At 56.5% G+C, this 17,149-nt stretch carries 11 protein-coding genes and 3 pseudogenes; 8 read left to right on the top strand and 6 right to left on the bottom strand.

The window, feature by feature from the left end; translation table 11 throughout:
- The first annotated feature begins 246 nt into the window (after window positions 1-246).
- Window positions 247-417: a hypothetical protein gene (locus LPA34_RS26220; RefSeq protein ID WP_228983934.1), complete on the top strand. Its 171-nt coding sequence runs from the start codon at window positions 247-249 to the stop codon at window positions 415-417.
- Between the two features lie 533 nt (window positions 418-950).
- Here LPA34_RS26220 and LPA34_RS26215 read toward each other — a convergent pair.
- The gene (locus LPA34_RS26215; RefSeq protein WP_228983932.1) at window positions 951-1,847 is read right to left on the bottom strand and encodes a hypothetical protein; all 897 of its coding nucleotides are present in this window, start codon (window positions 1,845-1,847) and stop codon (window positions 951-953) included.
- 359 nt (window positions 1,848-2,206) lie between these two features.
- Window positions 2,207-3,475 (bottom strand): RusA family crossover junction endodeoxyribonuclease, encoded by a 1,269-nt coding sequence (locus LPA34_RS26210; protein WP_228983930.1) that lies wholly within the window; start codon window positions 3,473-3,475, stop codon window positions 2,207-2,209.
- Window positions 3,476-3,726: 251 nt separating this feature from the next.
- Here LPA34_RS26210 and LPA34_RS26205 point away from each other — a divergent pair.
- Window positions 3,727-3,951: pseudogene (locus LPA34_RS26205) on the top strand (DUF2274 domain-containing protein); the annotation flags it as partial.
- Here the strand turns inward: LPA34_RS26205 and avs3b are convergent.
- The 3 genes from avs3b to LPA34_RS26190 all read right to left on the bottom strand — a co-directional run bounded on the left by avs3b (window position 3,919) and on the right by LPA34_RS26190 (window position 11,851).
- On the bottom strand, window positions 3,919-4,674 hold the full coding sequence (avs3b, locus tag LPA34_RS26200) for an AVAST type 3 anti-phage proein Avs3b (RefSeq protein ID WP_228983928.1): 756 nt from the start codon (window positions 4,672-4,674) through the stop codon (window positions 3,919-3,921). The pseudogene LPA34_RS26205 and the gene avs3b overlap by 33 nt on opposite strands.
- Window positions 4,601-10,888, bottom strand: coding sequence for an AVAST type 3 anti-phage nuclease/ATPase Avs3a (avs3a, locus tag LPA34_RS26195; RefSeq protein WP_228983926.1), 6,288 nt, complete (start codon window positions 10,886-10,888; stop codon window positions 4,601-4,603). Before avs3a ends, avs3b begins: the two co-directional genes overlap by 74 nt.
- A 231-nt stretch (window positions 10,889-11,119) precedes the next feature.
- Window positions 11,120-11,851 carry a type IV toxin-antitoxin system AbiEi family antitoxin domain-containing protein gene (locus tag LPA34_RS26190; RefSeq protein WP_228983924.1) on the bottom strand — a complete coding sequence of 244 codons (732 nt, stop codon included), beginning with the start codon at window positions 11,849-11,851 and terminating at the stop codon, window positions 11,120-11,122.
- Window positions 11,852-12,420: 569 nt separating this feature from the next.
- Between LPA34_RS26190 and LPA34_RS26185 the strand changes: the two are divergent.
- Together LPA34_RS26185 and LPA34_RS27125 are read left to right on the top strand one after the other, a co-directional pair.
- Window positions 12,421-13,005 (top strand): annotated as a pseudogene (locus tag LPA34_RS26185) (ISNCY family transposase); the annotation flags it as partial.
- Between the two features lie 11 nt (window positions 13,006-13,016).
- Entirely contained in the window at window positions 13,017-13,259 is a 243-nt protein-coding gene (locus LPA34_RS27125) for a type IV toxin-antitoxin system AbiEi family antitoxin domain-containing protein (protein WP_411179037.1), read from the top strand.
- Window positions 13,260-13,546: 287 nt separating this feature from the next.
- Here LPA34_RS27125 and LPA34_RS26180 read toward each other — a convergent pair whose 3' ends face one another.
- Window positions 13,547-13,849, bottom strand: a complete 303-nt coding sequence (locus LPA34_RS26180; protein WP_228983922.1) for a helix-turn-helix domain-containing protein — start codon at window positions 13,847-13,849, stop codon at window positions 13,547-13,549.
- Window positions 13,850-14,148: 299 nt separating this feature from the next.
- On the opposite strand from LPA34_RS26180, the gene LPA34_RS26175 reads away from it, so the two are divergent.
- The 4 genes and pseudogenes from LPA34_RS26175 (at window position 14,149) to LPA34_RS26160 (ending at window position 16,792) form a co-directional block, all read left to right on the top strand.
- Window positions 14,149-14,604, top strand: a complete 456-nt coding sequence (locus LPA34_RS26175; RefSeq protein WP_228983916.1) for a hypothetical protein — start codon at window positions 14,149-14,151, stop codon at window positions 14,602-14,604.
- Window positions 14,605-14,722: 118 nt separating this feature from the next.
- Window positions 14,723-15,145 carry a hypothetical protein gene (locus LPA34_RS26170; RefSeq protein WP_228983913.1) on the top strand — a complete coding sequence of 141 codons (423 nt, stop codon included), beginning with the start codon at window positions 14,723-14,725 and terminating at the stop codon, window positions 15,143-15,145.
- Between the two features lie 327 nt (window positions 15,146-15,472).
- Window positions 15,473-16,071 (top strand): annotated as a pseudogene (locus LPA34_RS26165) (tyrosine-type recombinase/integrase); the annotation flags it as partial.
- Window positions 16,072-16,177: 106 nt separating this feature from the next.
- Window positions 16,178-16,792 carry a hypothetical protein gene (locus LPA34_RS26160; RefSeq protein WP_228983910.1) on the top strand — a complete coding sequence of 205 codons (615 nt, stop codon included), beginning with the start codon at window positions 16,178-16,180 and terminating at the stop codon, window positions 16,790-16,792.
- Window positions 16,793-17,149: the final 357 nt, after the last annotated feature.

The raw sequence follows: 17,149 nt of genomic DNA, 5'->3' as shown, positions 1-17,149 counted from the left end.
GCTGCCTTTGACCTCCAGGGCTTCAACGAACGCCTCTTCGAGATCAAATTCTGATCGTCAAGACGGCCGCCAAATGTCGCTTACCGTAAAGCGCCGCGTCCGGGAGTTGCGACGTACGCGCACCAGGCGCGCGCGAGAGGCGCCCTGCTGGGTGTCTGGTCTGTGCCCAGGCATTGCTTCGTCTACCCGGACTTCCAATTCAACTCCTCAGGCGACATCCGGAGGGAGGTTGCCGAACTCCTCGCCGTGCTGCCCAGCGAAGACGATCACCGCGGCTGGAGACGCACGTTCTGGCTGTATTCGCCGCATGCCTTGCTCGATGAATGTGCGCCGGCGGAGATCTTCATCGGCGACCCGACACGGGTGATTGCAGCTGCACGAAAAGAATTCCTGGACGATCCAGCGGCCACTTGGTGAATCGCCGGGCTGAACCGATCGGCGGGGCAACACCTTCCCTAACGCAGGGAAAAGCCACGGTTCCGTGTTGCCGCAGCCTTTGGCGGCACGTTGCAGCGACGCGCGACTAATCGACCATCTATCGACGGTCGAACAGGAAGAGCTTTTGCTGTTTCGGGCTCTCCACAATATCGGTATCGCTCATATAGCGGCTACGGTACCGGGGCGTGTCGTCCGCTGATTGCGTCGTCACTTCACCTTCCGACACAAGTGTGGCAAAAGCCTCCTTGTACATCGAAGCCGTTGCAGGAGAGCAGTTGCAGGTTTCGGCACGACAATGAGATGCTCATTGCGCTGCCGGGTTGTTGAAAGCGCGGCCTCGACGTGTCGCTGAGTATCACGTGCCTCGTCGGTCTGCAACATGACGCGCTTCGGGACGTCCTCGAGCCGCGCCGTCGCCGGATCGCCCCCGGCCCGCAAAGCCGCTTCATGTTCTGCGTTGGTGGCGCGCAATGCTTCGAGTTTATGGCGATGGGTGGAACTGGAACGGCGTATTAGTCGCTCTGCGTTGCTATTGCTTCATTTCCGAAATCATACTTCAACAGGTAGTTGAATAATGCGATGCGAACGTGGGTCTCAATCTCCGTGAATTCACTATGTTCCGCCATAGAAAACTTGGAGAGAAGTCGGTCAATTTCGAGTATCCCGCCGGCGTGAGATATCGAACTTCTTCTTGAGTAAAATTTATTTAGAAGGCTATTAGGGTTTTCTAGGTTGAACTCGGAAAATCTCTGCATGAATTCCTTAAATCTTTTCGATATCGAATAGATGGGTTGATTGCATTTTTCGCATTGGCCTGGTCTTTTATCGGATTTTTTGCTCTCAAAATCCATCAGATTTTCAATGGAGGAAATAAGGCCAATAATAGCCATGCTGGCCGAAGTGAGAAAAATTTTGCGCATCCCTTGATACAGGAATATTGATGCGTTGTATCTTGATCTTGCCTCCGAGTCCAGTTGGAAGTAATTCTTGAAAAAATCATCGGCGGCAGGATGAATCGAAACAAAGCTCATGGTGAAGTTTTGCTTCTGTACTATCCGGCCGGAGTCCTTTCTGATCTCCAGGGATGATGAAGTGTCGGAAAATGCATCAATCTTCTCCTGATCGGATGGCCTGATATTTCGTGCCCCGTCGAAATCGAGATCGTAGTATTGATTCGTGACGATGGATAGGAGGGAGAGAAGCTCTTTAAGAAAATCGAGATGCGCACGCTCGCGCATCCTGTTTTCATGGAAAGCTTTGTCGGGATCATTCGTTTCTGCTCTGTTGGAGTACACATTGGCATACGCCTGGTTGTACTCGATGTCCAGATATTTTCCATTGCCGATTGAGCTTTTCTTCGTGCTTTCGATTATTTGAAATACATCCGAATATCTGTAATGGCCGCTCATGATTGAGCCGCTTTTAAGCGTGCTCTTGTATAGATTTCCCATCAGCATCCCTCTTGATTTTCAGAAGAACAACCCATTCCCGGCTATCTTAGTCGCGCGCGGTCGCTGTCGCGTTCTGCGTCTCCCCTTTGTGGATCGCGCTGCTCTAACATCGTTCTCGCTCAGCGGCTTGCCGATCGAGCAGGCCAGAACTGCTGGGAGGAGAAACGCCTGCGTATCCACGCGCGCGATGCGCTGCGGCCCAGGCAGATCGTCGCCCTTCGGGCGACGCACTTCTTTCTGCTGTGCCCCTTACCTTGGTATTCCCGTCTGCGGCGCTGCGATTGTCGTTCCCGCGATGGTGCGTTAGCGCCCTTTTTTTAGTATCGATACTGGCGACCACCAGGGCGCGCCCATTTCTCAATGCTGTTATCAATTTCGTCCATGCGATCGCCATTCCCGTCCACGTCTGCAATGAGGGCCACGCTGACGAAACCCGGTTCGTCCGCAACAGCAGGAAGTCGCCACGCTTCGTACCGGGTGACGCCTGATCTTGTTCCTGGCGGCGGCGTCGGATTTGCGCCCCAAGCCGCTGCAATCTCGGGGCTGGTTCTCTGTAATTCGTCGAAATTGATCGTCCAACGTTGATCGGATACAGTACCGAACTCAGGAACGATGCCGGGAAGAAGATAGTCCCGGACAATGTTGTCGAGGTCATGAAGCACGGCTGGCGGGGTTGCCGGATTGGGCCGAATGACGACTTCAAGAGCCACCGCAACGACAAGGGGGGTGATGAGCCAATCCCAGCGCTTCTTGAAGGCGGCAATTTCGTTCAGCACGTTTTGCTTGAACACGCCCGAACTGCCAGCGGCAATCGGCAGTTCTCCAATCTGGAGTCGAAGCTTCGACTCGCCTACAAGCTGCGCCCACATTTCCTTCCGAAAGCCAGTAGCCATGCCTTTCGGGCGACCGTACATCCAATGCAGCACGGGGGTGCCGACACCGCTTTTCATGAGCAGCGCCCGTTGCGCGTGCCATCGCGTCATTTTCAGGTAGGCGTCGTATAGACGGTTGCCGAGATGGTGCCGGTTGTCCGCCTCGTTGTCTTTGAGATCACGGAACGTTTTGATCCAGTCTGCCTCGCGGTCTTGCTCATAGAGATAGTCGAGGTTCATCTCGATAGCACGCGCGGCCTCAGCCGCAACTTCAAGATCATCGAGCATGGCCGTGAATGGCCGCGCCTCGATGCGGATTGCCGGGTGAGTTTCTCCGTGCCGACAAGAAACGGAGAGCGCCTGGATTTGCCGATCGTCCTTATACAGGAGGTGCTGGCGAGGCCATGACACATTCGGGCGTCGCGCACCGAGAAGATCCAGCAGATTCTTGGCTATTGTGTGTGCTTGTGGTGCGTTGCGGCTTGTCGTCGCGAGATCAATCTTCAGAGCAACATCGCCTGCGAATGTCGATCGTCTCACCGCAGTTAGCTGCTCGGCAATAGCCTCTTGGAACTTATCCCGATCGGCTTCGGGCATTTTCTTTGACTGCGGCTCAACATCGTCAATATAGATATGTATGCGCTTTCGCTTCCGTTTTTGATAGCGGGCGCGAGCGCCGGCGTCACTCCTCATGAATTCCTTGAACCTGCTCATGGCTCCCCTAATCACGTTTCCCAGATCAACGTGGTCACGTTCGTACAGTGGTGTCGATGTTTTTTATGGCCGTAGACCGTCATTTTATCAAAATAGAAATGGAATGAGGGTGGCCTCCCCGCTTCGCGGATCGCTGTTTCAGGTCGCTATTCGCTCATCCCTGAACGGACTGGCGTTCGCCAGTCTTGCACATCGCTGACGCCGAAGGCCCGGCTTCCAGATCCGGTCCTGCGTGCAGTCACTAGGAAGACTTTTCATGCCCGATTGGGCTGAAAGCCGACCTCGACCGTTACGCGGCGCTGCACGCGCTGACCAACGGCGACGCTGTCGACGCGATGGCGTTGATCCCGCACGTGCTGGAGGCTTTCATGGCCACCGACCGTGGCATCCGGCGAGCGAAAGCGCCACCGAGATGCAAATCGTCCAACGGAAGCGGAAAACGACTAACTGTCAATCGTGTTTTCTCCTGCAGATGACAGCGCCTGAAGGCGCTCTTCAAGCGTGATGACTAGTGATTCGGCCATCTCCATGAATCCACGTAGTCGTTGGATTCTGTCCTTAAGAAGCGAACGCATTGCTTCGTCAGGGTCCGGCTTCTTCATCATGTCGGCGGTCGACGAGAGAACACGGATGACGATTTCAGGAACACCATCGGCGTCAATTGCCGTTGCCAGTTTTACCCATTCTTTTGATTTGTCCAGTGTCGCTTCGGCGGCTTCAGCAAGACAGTAGCCGATAAGGATTTTAGCTGAATGGTCTAGCCCATCTGCCAAGGCTAACCATCGACCTTGCTCCGACGTTTCCGCAGCATCGTCCTTCGGGGGGCGGGCTGCACGAAAGAAGCGTGGTGTATCGTTCTCTGGGTCGAGGCTTTCGATAGCCCGCATGACTGGCTCCAGTGCCTGGAACGGACGACGTCCATCTGGTAATTCAGCGCGATGCTTCCACAATGCCAAAATCGCGGCGAAGCACTCGCGTTCCACCGCGCTCTTTTCATCCCCGGTAGCCCTCTCAGCTTTCGTGACAAGATCGGCAATGTAGTGGGCCATCCAACGTCCGAGTGTATCGACGGACTGTTCCAGTCCTAACTCTTCAACGAGTTTTCGGCCAAGCGCCAATACGCTGTCAGATGGTTCGCAACTTTCCATCTTTTCCGAGAAGGTAGAGCTTGGCAATGGTTTTGATTCGCTCGTCGTCATCCTTTTCACCGCTTTCATATGGTTGATAGCGGCGCCGCCGCTCAATTTGCACCTCAATAATGAGGTCCTGATTCAGTTCATCCAGCATGGCTGTGACGAAAGATGCCGACACCTGAAGGCGGCTGCCGCGATTGGGATTGCTACTTTCATGGCGCTTCGCTTCGTCGTAATAGCCCCAGATCTGGCTCTCTATGACCCGCGTTTCGTTTTGATCTGTCCAGAATCGAAGATCCGGGTCTGTTTCAATCCGCATCTGTTCAGCGATGAATGGTGCGGGACGCGGCGGTGGGAAGGAAACGCCTCCAGCCCACCGGTCGTATTCATCTAGCCGCTTCTCCTCACTGTGGTCCAGCACCCAGCCCTTAAGCTCAAAGCCGTCTTCATCGATTTCCGTGCGACTACCGGCACTCGGTATCGCGTAATCATGCACATCTGTGGTCGTGGCGAGCGCGCGCAGCAAAGCTTCCGATCTGGCCGGTGTAACAAGTGCACTGTAGATACGCGTTGATTGCTCCCGGCGCGTATCAGACTCTGACCAATGTCCCCACAAATTGAGTCTATCGCCGTTTCCAAGCGCTTCCTCAAAGTCACCTTCCGTCACGAGCCGTCGGTCCGGGTGGTCATTTCCGCGCTCTAGCCACGTACCCCGCGAATCTGGTTCAGGGTCACGCCGATCCCAAAGCCAGCGGCCGTCGCGGCGAGTGAGATCATGGTCCGATAACCAGCCTGCAAACCCATCATCCCCGTCGTAGGTTCGGTCGTGGTGTGTGGGTGTCGTAGCCAGGAGCCGCCCTGCGACAATCATCATCGCATGATAGGCATGATAGAACTGGAGGTTGTCGGCCCTGGGAGATGAGCCGTGGGAATGGTACGTGTGCTGCTCTTCGTACAGGTCGCGGCGAGCCCGTTCGTCGTCGTCCCAACGTCCTTTCGCAACACAGGAAAAATCCTCCCGTATGACCTTCAGCGCTTCGGCTTCAATGTCGTCCTGGGACAAGGCAAACACCCGGCCGAGCGGAGCATACCAATAGGGGCCGATGTCGATGCCAAAATAAAAGCTGTCTTCATCGGTGCCCGCGGGCCTGTTGCGCTTGCGAGAAGCACGGCGTTCATAGGCATCGGACTCGACAACAGGCAGTGGCGATACGTTGACATTTTTGAGACGATCGGAGAGGCCGTCCTCGTCGACCAGACAACCGTTTGCCACAAGCTGGAGCGCGGCGCGCGAGGCCAACGCACGGATCAATACATGAGGTTGGTTCGTCAGGGCCCAATCGACAAGCTGGCCGAAATAGGGGGCCACTGCGGATGGTGCTTCCAATGAGGCTCTTGCCAGGCCGATAAGGAGCCATTGGAGTGCATGAAGTGCGTAAAACGGCAATCTCACGTCCACAAATGGACCGCCGTTTCCAGCAGTAGCGATTCTGATCAAGCGATTAACTACATCCTGTCGCCCGAAGCGACAGAGCTCGACGACGGCGTGTGCGGCCTCCCACCGCAGCACTGCTTCCGGCGAGGCCAATGCGGACCAGATATAGCCCGCAATCGCTTCCCGAATGTCGCTGGGCGGTGAAAAAGCATCGTGCCACGGTCCATCACCGTCCTTGTCTTCCAGTGCCAAGTTAAAAAGGTCGAGTCCATATGTCAGGGCGTCTAAGGCTTCATCGTGCGACAGCTTGATCGCAAGGAGTCCGACAAGAGAAAAGAGTCGGCCCGTGTCGATGAGCTCGGGGGTCTCGCCGGTCGAGGCCAACACAACGTCGACGATCTCGACTTGGCTTACGCCTGACTTTGCGCAGGCCAGTTCGAAGGGAAATAGTTCGTAATAGCGACTCTTTCTGATCTCCATGTAATAACGTCGGCAAATCTCCTTCAAGGCACTGGCGAGCGCCCGGGAGACGGCTGGCCGCAGTTTCCAGTTTTCCGGAACTCGCTCCAAAAAATGTCTGAAGCTGTAAAGGTCGAACTCCGGGGCTCTCGCAACGGTCTCAATGAAACGGGCTTCCGCTCCCAACGGTATCCGATGCATGGCCTCCATGAAGAAGCTGTCATGACTCCACGGCGGGTCGGTTTGCTTGAACTTCAGGTAGGCTTGAGATAGACCGTCCGTCGTTGTGACGTCCAGTTCTGCAAAGATATCTTGCCACGGGAAAGGCGCGCTTGCGCTCGCCGCAGACAGCGGCGTTTCGTAGCGAGTTCTCTCGTTGTTGCCCGCAGCTTCCTTTTGCTCAGACGATGCAATCGCGTCAGCCAGGCCCGGCAGAGTGACGTTGTGCCTTCTTGCGACTTGCTGAAGATTCTTCAGTGCTGACGAAGCAAAGACAGAGAACCGTGCATAGCGATACAAAATGCTGCTGGCCAAAGCTCTTTCTTCCGCGCTACATGATTTGGCCAATACCGCATCGAGAAGCTTGTCGTAGTCCCACTGCGCCTGGAAACCAATCAATGGAAGGGCGTCACGAGGGTCGGCGCAGTTTTGATCAATCAGTTTTTCAACAGCGACTGGCAATAGCCTCTCGTGCCAACCAAACTGCCGGTCCCGCCACCGGCTCAAGATGGTGATGGTCGAGGAGGGGCACAATCCGCAGAGGGCTCTCACCGTGCTGTTCCAGGCGAAATGCTTATCCCGCACGACGTAGTCGTAGGTCAATTCAGCACATCGTGCGAACTGGTAGGCGATTTTGGGCACAGGGCGATCGATGCGCGAGGCGCGATCGGCGAGATCAAGAATGGCATCCCATCGTGCGAGATTCTCATCGCCGATTTTTCCCGCAACCTCCATCGCCTCATTGAAATATGCGTGTGCATCGGCTCTGCTCGTCGTGAAGATGGCGCGGGTAACCTCAAGATAGTCCTGCGATTTGCTTTCCGCGTCGGAGCGTTCGTTTTTCGTGAGCGTGTAGGATTCCACGGCGTAGATCAGTGCAGCAGCTTTCGTCTCGTCCCGTTGTGCGCACAATCTACAAAGCGCGTTGAGCGTTAAGGTGGACAGTGGCCGCTGAAGCTGTCCCTTCCAACGATTGAATGATGCCAGGGCCACTTCGTCAGTGGCTCCGGCATGGTGCAGAATATCCATTCGAAGTAGGGCGATTTCGTTGGAGGTACTAGGTGCTTCCCGATATCTGTCTGGCGCGGCTTTCGCAGACGCTTCATGCGCCTTCTCGACTTCATCTGCAACGTCCTCCTTCTCTATCAGACCGAGCAGGCACGACGCCCAAAGCGTGTGCCAAGGGAGCAGGGAGCCGATATCCTCCCGGAACTCTCGCAGCTCGCGAGACGTTGCATGCTCGTTCTTCTTTTCAATCTCCTTTCTAAGCTCGGAGTGGGCGATGTCGGTCAACCCGATTGGTTTTCGTTCGAGGGCAGCCTGAAGACAGTAAGCTCGGAGCAAGGGGAAACGAGCCTTGGAGAACCGTGATGCAAGCGCTCGCGGCGGTTCGGCCGGCAAGTACTGGGCGAGCACCACGACTGCTTCGCGATGCGTGCATAGATTTCTTTTCAACGCGGCTTCGACTAGAGCCGTTACCGCGTCGAGTACGGCCTCACGGTTATCCCAGCCGCCGCGATTGTCAAGATCGACACGAAGCTTCGAAAGTTGACGAAGTGCATGTTGCGTTGTTTTGTCAGGAGGTGTCCTGCTTACCTCCCGCAATTCGGCCGCGATAGCGAGTGCCAGGCAAAGATTTTTTTTCGATGCGAGTGCGATTTCGTCGATGTCGGACCAACGCCCGTGATCAATAAGCCGTCGAACGACGATTCTCCCAACCCGATATGAGACTTCGCGCGGTCTCCAGCGTCCCAGGCTCTCTACTGCATCTATTGCACCATGAATATTCAAATGCGCAAGCGTAAGCTCAACGACATCATGATCCGATATCTTCTCTTTCTCGCGTTCGGTAGTCGTTAAGCGCGACCGGTTCTGCAGCCACTCGTGAGCCATACGTAACCGGCTTCGTGCCTCTCCCGTCAACTCCTTCCGACCGGAAAGAAGCGCCGCCTCATATGCATGATGAGAGCCAATCCATCCGGCACCAAAGGTGCGACGGGACACGATTTCCTGAATGGGCTCAAGTTCGAGAAAATCGGATGCGAGATCGGTGTTCTCCTGGAGCAGCTTTCGCTGCCGATCGTCACCTGCCGTCTCGCCACCGGCTTTCAAGGCGAGCTTTGTAGCTTCAACGTAGCGCTGCGATCTTAGGCCCGCTTTCAACGCAAATTGCAAACGCTGCAACTCAACGTCACGCCTTTCAAGCGCATTCCCTTCGGGGAGGGCGGCCGAAGACAGCGCGAGGTCTACAAGTTCGCGAAATTGGCCTGCTTCCAGCATCAATTGCGGCAACATGGAAGCAACGCACGCACTTCTGTTTGCCAGAGGCTTCAGGCTGGTGACGAAGTCCGCCAATCCCTCTGCAGTGGGTCTGAATTTGTCCCGGAACCACGTTTCGGCGGGCTCGTCCAAGAACTGAATAGTCTCGCCAGTCACAAGCAGGGGGCGACCAATATCGTAAGCGAAGCTCCTGATTGCTTCCTGCTCGACTCCTGACATCGCCGAGAGAATAGGTATAGGAATTAATGGCCGCAGTGCTGCCATACCTGCACAGATTTTTTCTACTCGCTCCTTTTCGGTCGAGCCCGAAGCGTCTTTGAGCTTCGCAATGGCGCCATCCAGCAAGTGCGAAATGGTGTCTTCCACGCTCGTGGGGTTAGGGCCGAGTAGCCGCAGCACATCCGGCAGCGGCAATTTCCGCGACAATGCCAAGGCCTGTACACGTGGGTTCTGCGAGCTTAGAAGATGAAATTCATCGATGTCATGTTCACCGGCATCCAGAAATACCTTTTGCAAGAAAGCTGCCGTCTCATTGCGGCTAAAGGGACGCAGCTCGATTGATACTGATCCGATAGGCGGGTCCAGAAGGTATTGGCGATGTGAGCGACATAAAAAGACAAGGCGGACACCGTCAGGAATGTCCGTGCGAATGAGGTCGCGAACGAACGAACGCGCTTCACCTATCTCCTCAGCCGCCATTTGTGCATTGTCTGCCGCATCGACAACCACGCAAAGGAGCGCGTCTGGGTTGGCCGATCGTACGATTTTCAACGCTTGACTCAATCGGTAAATGAACGTGCGAACATATGCCGATGTGTCAGCATGTATGGTAGGGATTAAAGGGTGACACAGACCTATTGTGGCTAGCTCATTTGCAATCTGAACGAGAGCATCCTTATGTCTGTGACGATAGCCAGTAGCACTTCTGTACTGTCCGTTACCAAAGCAGTCGTAGAGAACACAGACTGAACCGGCAGGAAGTTTGTTGCCAATCCGCGTTGCAAAGACCGACTTGCCCACCCCGCCGGAAGCGTGGACGATAACTGGATTCGTCGCACCGATGATGTGATTGATGATATCGGCTTCCTGTTCGCGGGAAACAGCATCATCAATATCTCCGATGAGGCACTTTGCCGGGAAAAGTAGACTTTCATCAGTCTTCAGCGCGCGCAATACGTCGATCTTGGTTATCGTGGGATTTTGCTCTCCTTCGGAAAGAGCTCGACGGGTAACCAGCTCTTTCAGCTGGGTTGGCGCATCGACATCGGCATCGGGCAAATAGCCACTGACCTCCTGAAATAGGATGTTGCGTTGATCCCAGTACCCATTCTGGTGATCTTCGAAGTGGAGCAGCTGGCAGAATGCTGCAAGTTCACTTTTTTCTAACTTGGTAAATTTTTCGAGCTTTCGGAGTTCGCCTTCATGGCGCGGGGTTGCGCATGCCGCGGCATCGGCAACGGCCTCAACAACGTCTGTGCTGATCGGTCGATTCGTAACGAACCAGAACTCCAGTTTTTTCGCCAAGTTGGCTTGCGCATGGGCTCGTTGCAATTCGGCAAATCGCTTTGCGAAACCCCTAATGGTTTTTTCCAGTCCGCTTGCCGTCCATGGATCATTTGCATGCAAGGTCGAGTGCTTGAGTTGCATGTAACGCACCAGCAGCGCTTCGTCGATATTCTCGCTTCCAAAATACTCGGCGATGTCGATCAGCTCTTCGCCAGCTTGGATCGGCTCGGCATTTCGTTGCTCGTCTGGCGATGGCCCTTCGATGCTCACGGCCACCAGGCCACCGTCAGCGGAGAGTAGCTTCAGGCAACGTCTAGCTGCCCAAAGGTAATGAAACTGGTCGCCGTCGCGGCTGGGGCGAACTAAGTTTGTATTTGCCATCAATGCTTGTGAAATCCGATAGGGAGGTCGCGGAGGGTTCGACTCCTGAACTTCAACATGACTGCAGGTGCCGGCTGCCATATGTCAGAGCAGGTGGCGAGCCGCTGGGTGCGGGCAACATGTGTACATTTACCGCCGAAGATAATATAGGGCGCCCGTCCGCAGGGCCGCGCGAGATTGATGCGCGTAGCCTTGTGGGCAGGCAAATGGATGCGGAATTTGCCATTATGCTCATTCCGGTTTGAGTGTTATCCGCCCATTCTTTGTCTGATTCGACCATCTTGTCCCGGCGCCAAGACGCTCCACATGCTTCTGAAGTCCCCGAGCCCACACAAAGCCGGCCTCTCGTCCGAGGTCACGCACAAGCCTGACGACTTTCACCCGATGGCAGTGGCCCAGAAATTCGTCGAGCACGTCGGCGCGCAGGTTCCGCAGGCTCGCCGACAGATTGCTCGCCTCTTCAAGCGACTGACCTTTGCCGATGTCGCTGGCGAGTTCCAGGATCGCCCGCTCGGGCACCGACACCTTGACCTCCGGGTCGCCAGCGGGAAGCGGCTTTAGGCCCTTGTCGTAGGGCAGGTCGTCGTCAAACAAGGAGGTGGTCTGGAACGAGTAGACCAGGTGCTGGCCGACCCAGGACGGGATGCGATAAGGCTTCTGGCCCCATAGCACAACCTTTTCGCGAAACGCGATGTTGTGACGCACGCCCTGCCAGGCCAGTGCTGTTTTGCCTCCAACGTGAAGCCCCGCAATGCAGCGAGTCAGGTACGCGATCGAACCGTCCCGTGTCGGTGTGTCCCCGGTGAGAAGGTAGACGCCCTGCGAGAGCCGTTGCAGCCACCCGGCTTTGACCATGTGCGCCGCGAGCGCAGCGCTGATCCCCATATGCCGGAGCTGGTCGGAATCCACCGGATGACCGCGCCGGCTTTCCTGCATCAACCGCTGGACTGTCCTGTTGCTCATCGGCTACCTGAGGTTGCGTTATCTGGTTGCAGTATATCCGCATAAGTTTTCATTATCTGCAATTTTTTAACGCACCCTAAGATCGCAACTTGCGTCGCCGCATGATTGCCCGGGCTGGTCATCCTCAGGCGAATGTGAAATCACACACGGGTGGTCAGATAACTATTCTTATCTGACCACCGGGGTGCATTGCTCAAACCCGGTCGCCGGAAAACGCGTCGCCCCGGGGTTTCATCTGGGCGTGCATAAACGCCTGCACTTATGCCGAACAGTTTATTTCGCACAGAAAGGCGTGAACTTCTCATACTGCATTGTGAAATTCGCCAGCAGAAGACTGTTTTCATTGAATAAAACTCTGGCGGCAGTGTGCGGTCCGCACACTTAATATTGACGCGCACGATCCGCCGCGTGCGGAAATATAAATTAGGTTTGCGAAATAAAAGGCTCACTTGCTGGCAGGGACGCGCTTCTGCTGGATTGGTTCGATAAACCTTGGTTTGGTATGACAGATGGGAATTTGCTCTTACATCAACGCGATCCCGTGTGCGGCTAAGTGGCGGAGAAACGAGCGGGCTTCGGCCTGCACGCTGCCGGTGTACGTCGACGACGCGACGAACCGGCTGATGCGCCAGCATTTCACGGCGAGCGAATCGACGTTCAGCTACTTCGAGGCGACGCGCGCGTATATCGAGCAGCATGGCAAGCCGGTCGCTCTGTACAGCGACAAGGTGAGCGTGTTTCGCAGCACGGCAGCCAGCAAGACTGGTCGCAGCGTGACGCAGTTCGGCCGCGCGATGTACGAGTTGAACATCGACACGTTCTGGGCGAACAACAGTCCGGCCAAGGGCCGCGTCGAGCGCGCGCACCTGACACTGCAGGACCGGCTGGTGAAGGAACTGCGGCTGCGCGGCATCAGCACGATCGCCGACGCCAACGCCTATGCGCCCGCCTTTATGGCAGCGTATAACGCGCGCTTCGCGAAGCCGCCGAAGAGCGACTTCGACTCGCACCGGCCACTGCGGGCTGACGAGAGTCTGGACCTGCTGATGACCTAGCGCGAGACGCGTCGCGTATCGAAGTCGCTGACGGTGCAGTACGACTGGGTGATGTACCTGCTGGATGACACGCCGGCAAACCGCAAACTGTTCCACCGCTAGATCGACGTGTGGGAGTACCCGAACTTGCGCTGCTCGAGCTTGCCAGCGACATTGGCAAGCACGGCGAAAAGGGGCAATCGCTGGAGGAGGCACTGCATCTGGCTGATTCGCTGCGGAACCTGCGTGCCGATCGTCTCCTAGGACTGCTGCGACATTGTACACGAGCCAAGGTGGTCAGACTTGTGCGCGATCTGGGCGAGAGCAGCGGACATGAATGGGGGCGCGAGCTAGGGTCATCGCGGATCAGCTGAGCCCGGGCAAGCGCTGGTCAGCCTAGGAAGAGGGCGGCCGAAGGCTTACCCCGAAGCCCTGATTGCCTCTGGAGGAAAGTCGCACGAGCCGTGAGTGGGAAAGCGATATCCTGGTCCGGTGCGATCCACTTCCCATTCTTCGCGTAACCGGTTTCCAGCGGTTACGCCCAAATGAACCGTCGGCATGGCGCAGCGATGTTCATGCTGTCGGGAAACGCTTTTTTGCACGGCTCCCAACGTCGGCGGCAGCAGCGAGTGACTTTCACAGGCCCGGCCGGAACGTCTCTTCATTCTGGCGTGCGCCTGGTTGCGCGTGCGCGTCGTCGCGTTGGCCGGATCGGTGTTCGCCGTTCTTTCCTGTGCGCCTTCGCGAGCCACTCTTCCACTTCAAGCAGCAGGTCGCTTGGATGGCAGCGTAGCGCGGCCGCAAGAGTGAACAGCATGCTGAGTGTCGGCTGGTGCTGGCCCAACTCAAGCATGCTGACGTAGTTGCGCCGGATGTTGGCCTCGAAGGCGAATTGCTCCTGCGTCAGCGCCGCCGCAAGACGGCGCTTGCGCAGGACCGCCCCAAAGGCTTCGACTGCTTCCAAATTCTGCTCCCAGTGAAATGGGAGCACTGTCCTTTTGACGCTATAATTTGTCTTCCCAGTTCACTAGGAATTAGCCCGATCTTGAAGGGCTGGTCGGCCTGTGCTGATTGGGGTTTCGGCTTTCCGGACACATTTTGGTAGCGTCTGGTGAAGCGAAGACCGGCTGATGGACATCCGACTCAACGGCAATGAGAAGGGCGCTCTTACTACCTTCGCGGAAATGCTGCAGAACAGGGATACGTATGGAATACAAGGACCACGTGGAGACGTGGGCGATCGAATTAACTTAAGGAGTGTAGATGTTGGTCACTGATACGAGCTGGGCGGAGTCGCACCCAGTCAGGAAAGCAATCGCCCAGCCCTATCAGGTGTGGCGGTGTGTCGGCTGGACCGACGAGGTTCTGAACTTTCTTGTTGTGAGCGCGCACAACGTGAGCGATGGCATCGACCTGCCGGATGGTTGGCTGATTGGTGGGCCGGACGCCTTGATGGAACTCGCCGCACAGATCGAACCCGCCAGTTTCAGCGTGTATGTATTGGACCTCGTGGCTGAAAACGGCCCCGCACGTTTACGTCAGGTTACGGGCATCTGGCGCGAAAAGGAGCCGGTCGAAACCGTATTGCGCCTGTGGTACTCCACGGATAGCGGCGAAATGAGACCCTGTTCACGCGCCGACCGGCACATCCAGCCGCCGGACGATCTGGTGTGCGCGTTCGTATTCGGAGAGGTTGCCGCCGCACCGGCTAGCCACTAAGGAAGCATAGACGTTGCTCGACCGGATTGCCTCGCCACGGGCCATGCCCAAGCGAGGGCAGCCACTCGCAGTACTGCGCGGTGCCGGTCCTCCTGCCGACCTTGTCAAGGCGAGGCATATGCCCACACCCAAAGATGCTGTGCTTGCTTTTCGCGATGAGCTACTCGCAAATCGCTGGCCCGACGACTCGCGGGTCGCAGAGCTAATCGGTGTCCCGCGCGATCAGGATGCTGTCGGACATATCCGTGATTTGCGCATTTCCGGTGCCTTGCTCGGGGTGTGGTCTGACGCGCAGCATCGGTACGTGTATCCATGGTTTCAATTTGATTTAAATTGTGCGCTACTTCCCGGGATCGCGAGTCTGTTCGAGAACTTGCCCGTTCCAGATGATGCCGGGGGATGGCGGCGCGCATTCTGGCTTTACTCGCCGCACTCGCTACTTAACGGCGCGCTGCCTGCAGACGTTTTCATAACTGACCCGACACGGGTGATCGAGGTTGCCAAGCGCGAATTTAATGGAGATCCAGATTCTGGCTGGTGATCCCACCGTTGCAACAGGCAACGCGAGGATCGAGCGGTCGAGGCGCGCGGCTCCGAAGTTGTCCGGCGTGTCGGAAGAAGCAGGGAAATCATCGGAAGTGCAGAGACCGCATCGGATTGATTCCGCGCCGCCCCATTAGCTGTCCGCCGCAGGAAGGAGTTGTTTCTTGCATGGGCGCGGCCTTGGAGCGCATTGGCCCCGTGCATTGTCGTAGCAATTTCACCGTGAAAACCCCTTCCGCCTCAACTGCCCAGAAAGCGTGAAGCCGCCCAAGAGCGACTCTCAGTCGTTTTGTTGCCATGGCGATGCCAGCTCACGTACCTGAAGCCGCGGCTCACCGCGCGCGATCACCAGCACTACGAGCGCAGCCGCTGGCTGATCCGCCTGCTGTACCACACAGGGCTGCGGGTCTCGGAAGCGGCGCATGCAAAGGCCGCCGACTTCTATTAGCGGCGGGGTAACTGGTGGCTGCACGTGGTGGGGAAGGGTGGCGCCGAGGGAGCGGTGCCGGTGAGCGCCGCGCTGATGGCGGACTTCGCGCGGTACCGGGTTTTTCATGGGCTGCCACCGACGCCGTCAGGGAACGAAAGGGCCGCTGCAGTCATGAGCGTCACAGGCGACCCGCAGAGACACCTGACCCCGGCAGCGGTGTATCTGATCGTCAAGGAAATATTCCGGCGTGCTGCCGATATGCTCGCGACGACCGATCCAGCCGGCGCGGCAACGCTGCGACGGGCGTCGACCCACTGGCTCCGCCACAGTGCAGCTTCGCATCAGGCCGATGCAGGTACAGACCTGCGTTTCATACAGAAAATATGCGCCATGCATCGATTCAGACGACGGGCATCTATCCCCACGCGGAAGATGACGAGCGACACGCTGAAACCGTGCGGGAGGACGGCGATACAACTCGACCGGGCTTTTAACGCGCACAGTACTGACATTCGACCGATCACAGCCGACTCACCCTGAAGTATTCGGACCTTGTTGCCGATATCCAGTTGTACATCATGAACGACAAGGAAATTCAAGTTGAAGACGACTTATCGCCGCGCATCTTTGTGCCTGCTCGCGACATCTATTCTCGCGGGATGCGCGAACTTCGCGCCTACTGCACACCAGGCAACCAGCGTCACAACCTTCGTCAGCGCACAGAATCCGTTTTTTGCCAGCAAACGGGGAGAAGGTTCTGGCGATACCCAGGTGAGAAAGCCGGGCACGACATACGTCAGCGTGGGACCTTTGATGGACGTTCGCAAGTGCAATGCTGAAATGACGTCATGCGCATGGGGCGTCGCAAAGGTCATCAGTCATATGACCTTGATCGACGCTGACAAGAACGCCGCAACCGTGGCGGTCGAACTCAACTATGATTTGGGCCGGAAACAGCAGATGAACTGGGGCAATACTGTCATCACGGACGCAATCCCGGATGACATCCCTGTCCTCACGGACAATGCGACCTTTTCAAAGAAAGTAAAGATTCCATATGGCCAGATGGGACGTGTGAGCTTCGGTCATGGGGTTGACTTCAATATCTGTGCGGTTCCCGCAGATCCGCAGACCTTGATTGCCGTCAATGACAGTTGCAATCTCGATGGCATCATGAGCGGAAAGACCGCGCAGGTTGCGATCCCCGAGTTGTAATCGCTGAATCGGGAGGCGGTCCAGACGGCATACAAAGTCAACGCTGAATCTTCCTCTCAAACACGATTTGCGTCATATCCTCCCTGCGTAGTGCTATGACGTTAACGCTCATTGTCCGCGCATTATGGCTGCATCCTCGTCATTTCGCGTCGTCTGCAGCACTGATGTCGCGACAGCGATAGGCGCCGGACTTTCTCGGCGCAGAGCGCCGTTGACGGCAGTTGCCAATGTGAGTCAAATGCGCTCCGTTGGCGTGCGCTGTGTCCCCCCCGCCCCCGGCGTCAGACTACTTGTCGTGTTATCTGATTCTTATAGACATGGTCCGGGGGCGGTAAAATCAGGGTGAATGAAAGCCTA

Source organism: Paraburkholderia gardini (genome assembly GCF_907164575.1).
Taxonomy (GTDB): domain Bacteria; phylum Pseudomonadota; class Gammaproteobacteria; order Burkholderiales; family Burkholderiaceae; genus Paraburkholderia; species Paraburkholderia gardini.
Note: the sequence above shows the minus strand (reverse complement) of the source record. Positions and strands in the feature narration are given on the sequence as shown.

What these genes read in the sequence shown, in the direction of transcription:
- LPA34_RS26215 (WP_228983932.1), bottom strand. Translation starts at nt 1,847, where the DNA reads ATGAGCGGCCATTACAGATATTCGGATGTATTTCAAATAATCGAAAGC.
- LPA34_RS26210 (WP_228983930.1), bottom strand. Translation starts at nt 3,475, where the DNA reads ATGAGCAGGTTCAAGGAATTCATGAGGAGTGACGCCGGCGCTCGCGCC.
- avs3b (WP_228983928.1), bottom strand. Translation starts at nt 4,674, where the DNA reads ATGACGACGAGCGAATCAAAACCATTGCCAAGCTCTACCTTCTCGGAA.
- avs3a (WP_228983926.1), bottom strand. Translation starts at nt 10,888, where the DNA reads ATGGCAAATACAAACTTAGTTCGCCCCAGCCGCGACGGCGACCAGTTT.
- LPA34_RS26190 (WP_228983924.1), bottom strand. Translation starts at nt 11,851, where the DNA reads ATGAGCAACAGGACAGTCCAGCGGTTGATGCAGGAAAGCCGGCGCGGT.
- LPA34_RS26175 (WP_228983916.1), top strand. Translation starts at nt 14,149, where the DNA reads ATGTTGGTCACTGATACGAGCTGGGCGGAGTCGCACCCAGTCAGGAAA.
- LPA34_RS26170 (WP_228983913.1), top strand. Translation starts at nt 14,723, where the DNA reads ATGCCCACACCCAAAGATGCTGTGCTTGCTTTTCGCGATGAGCTACTC.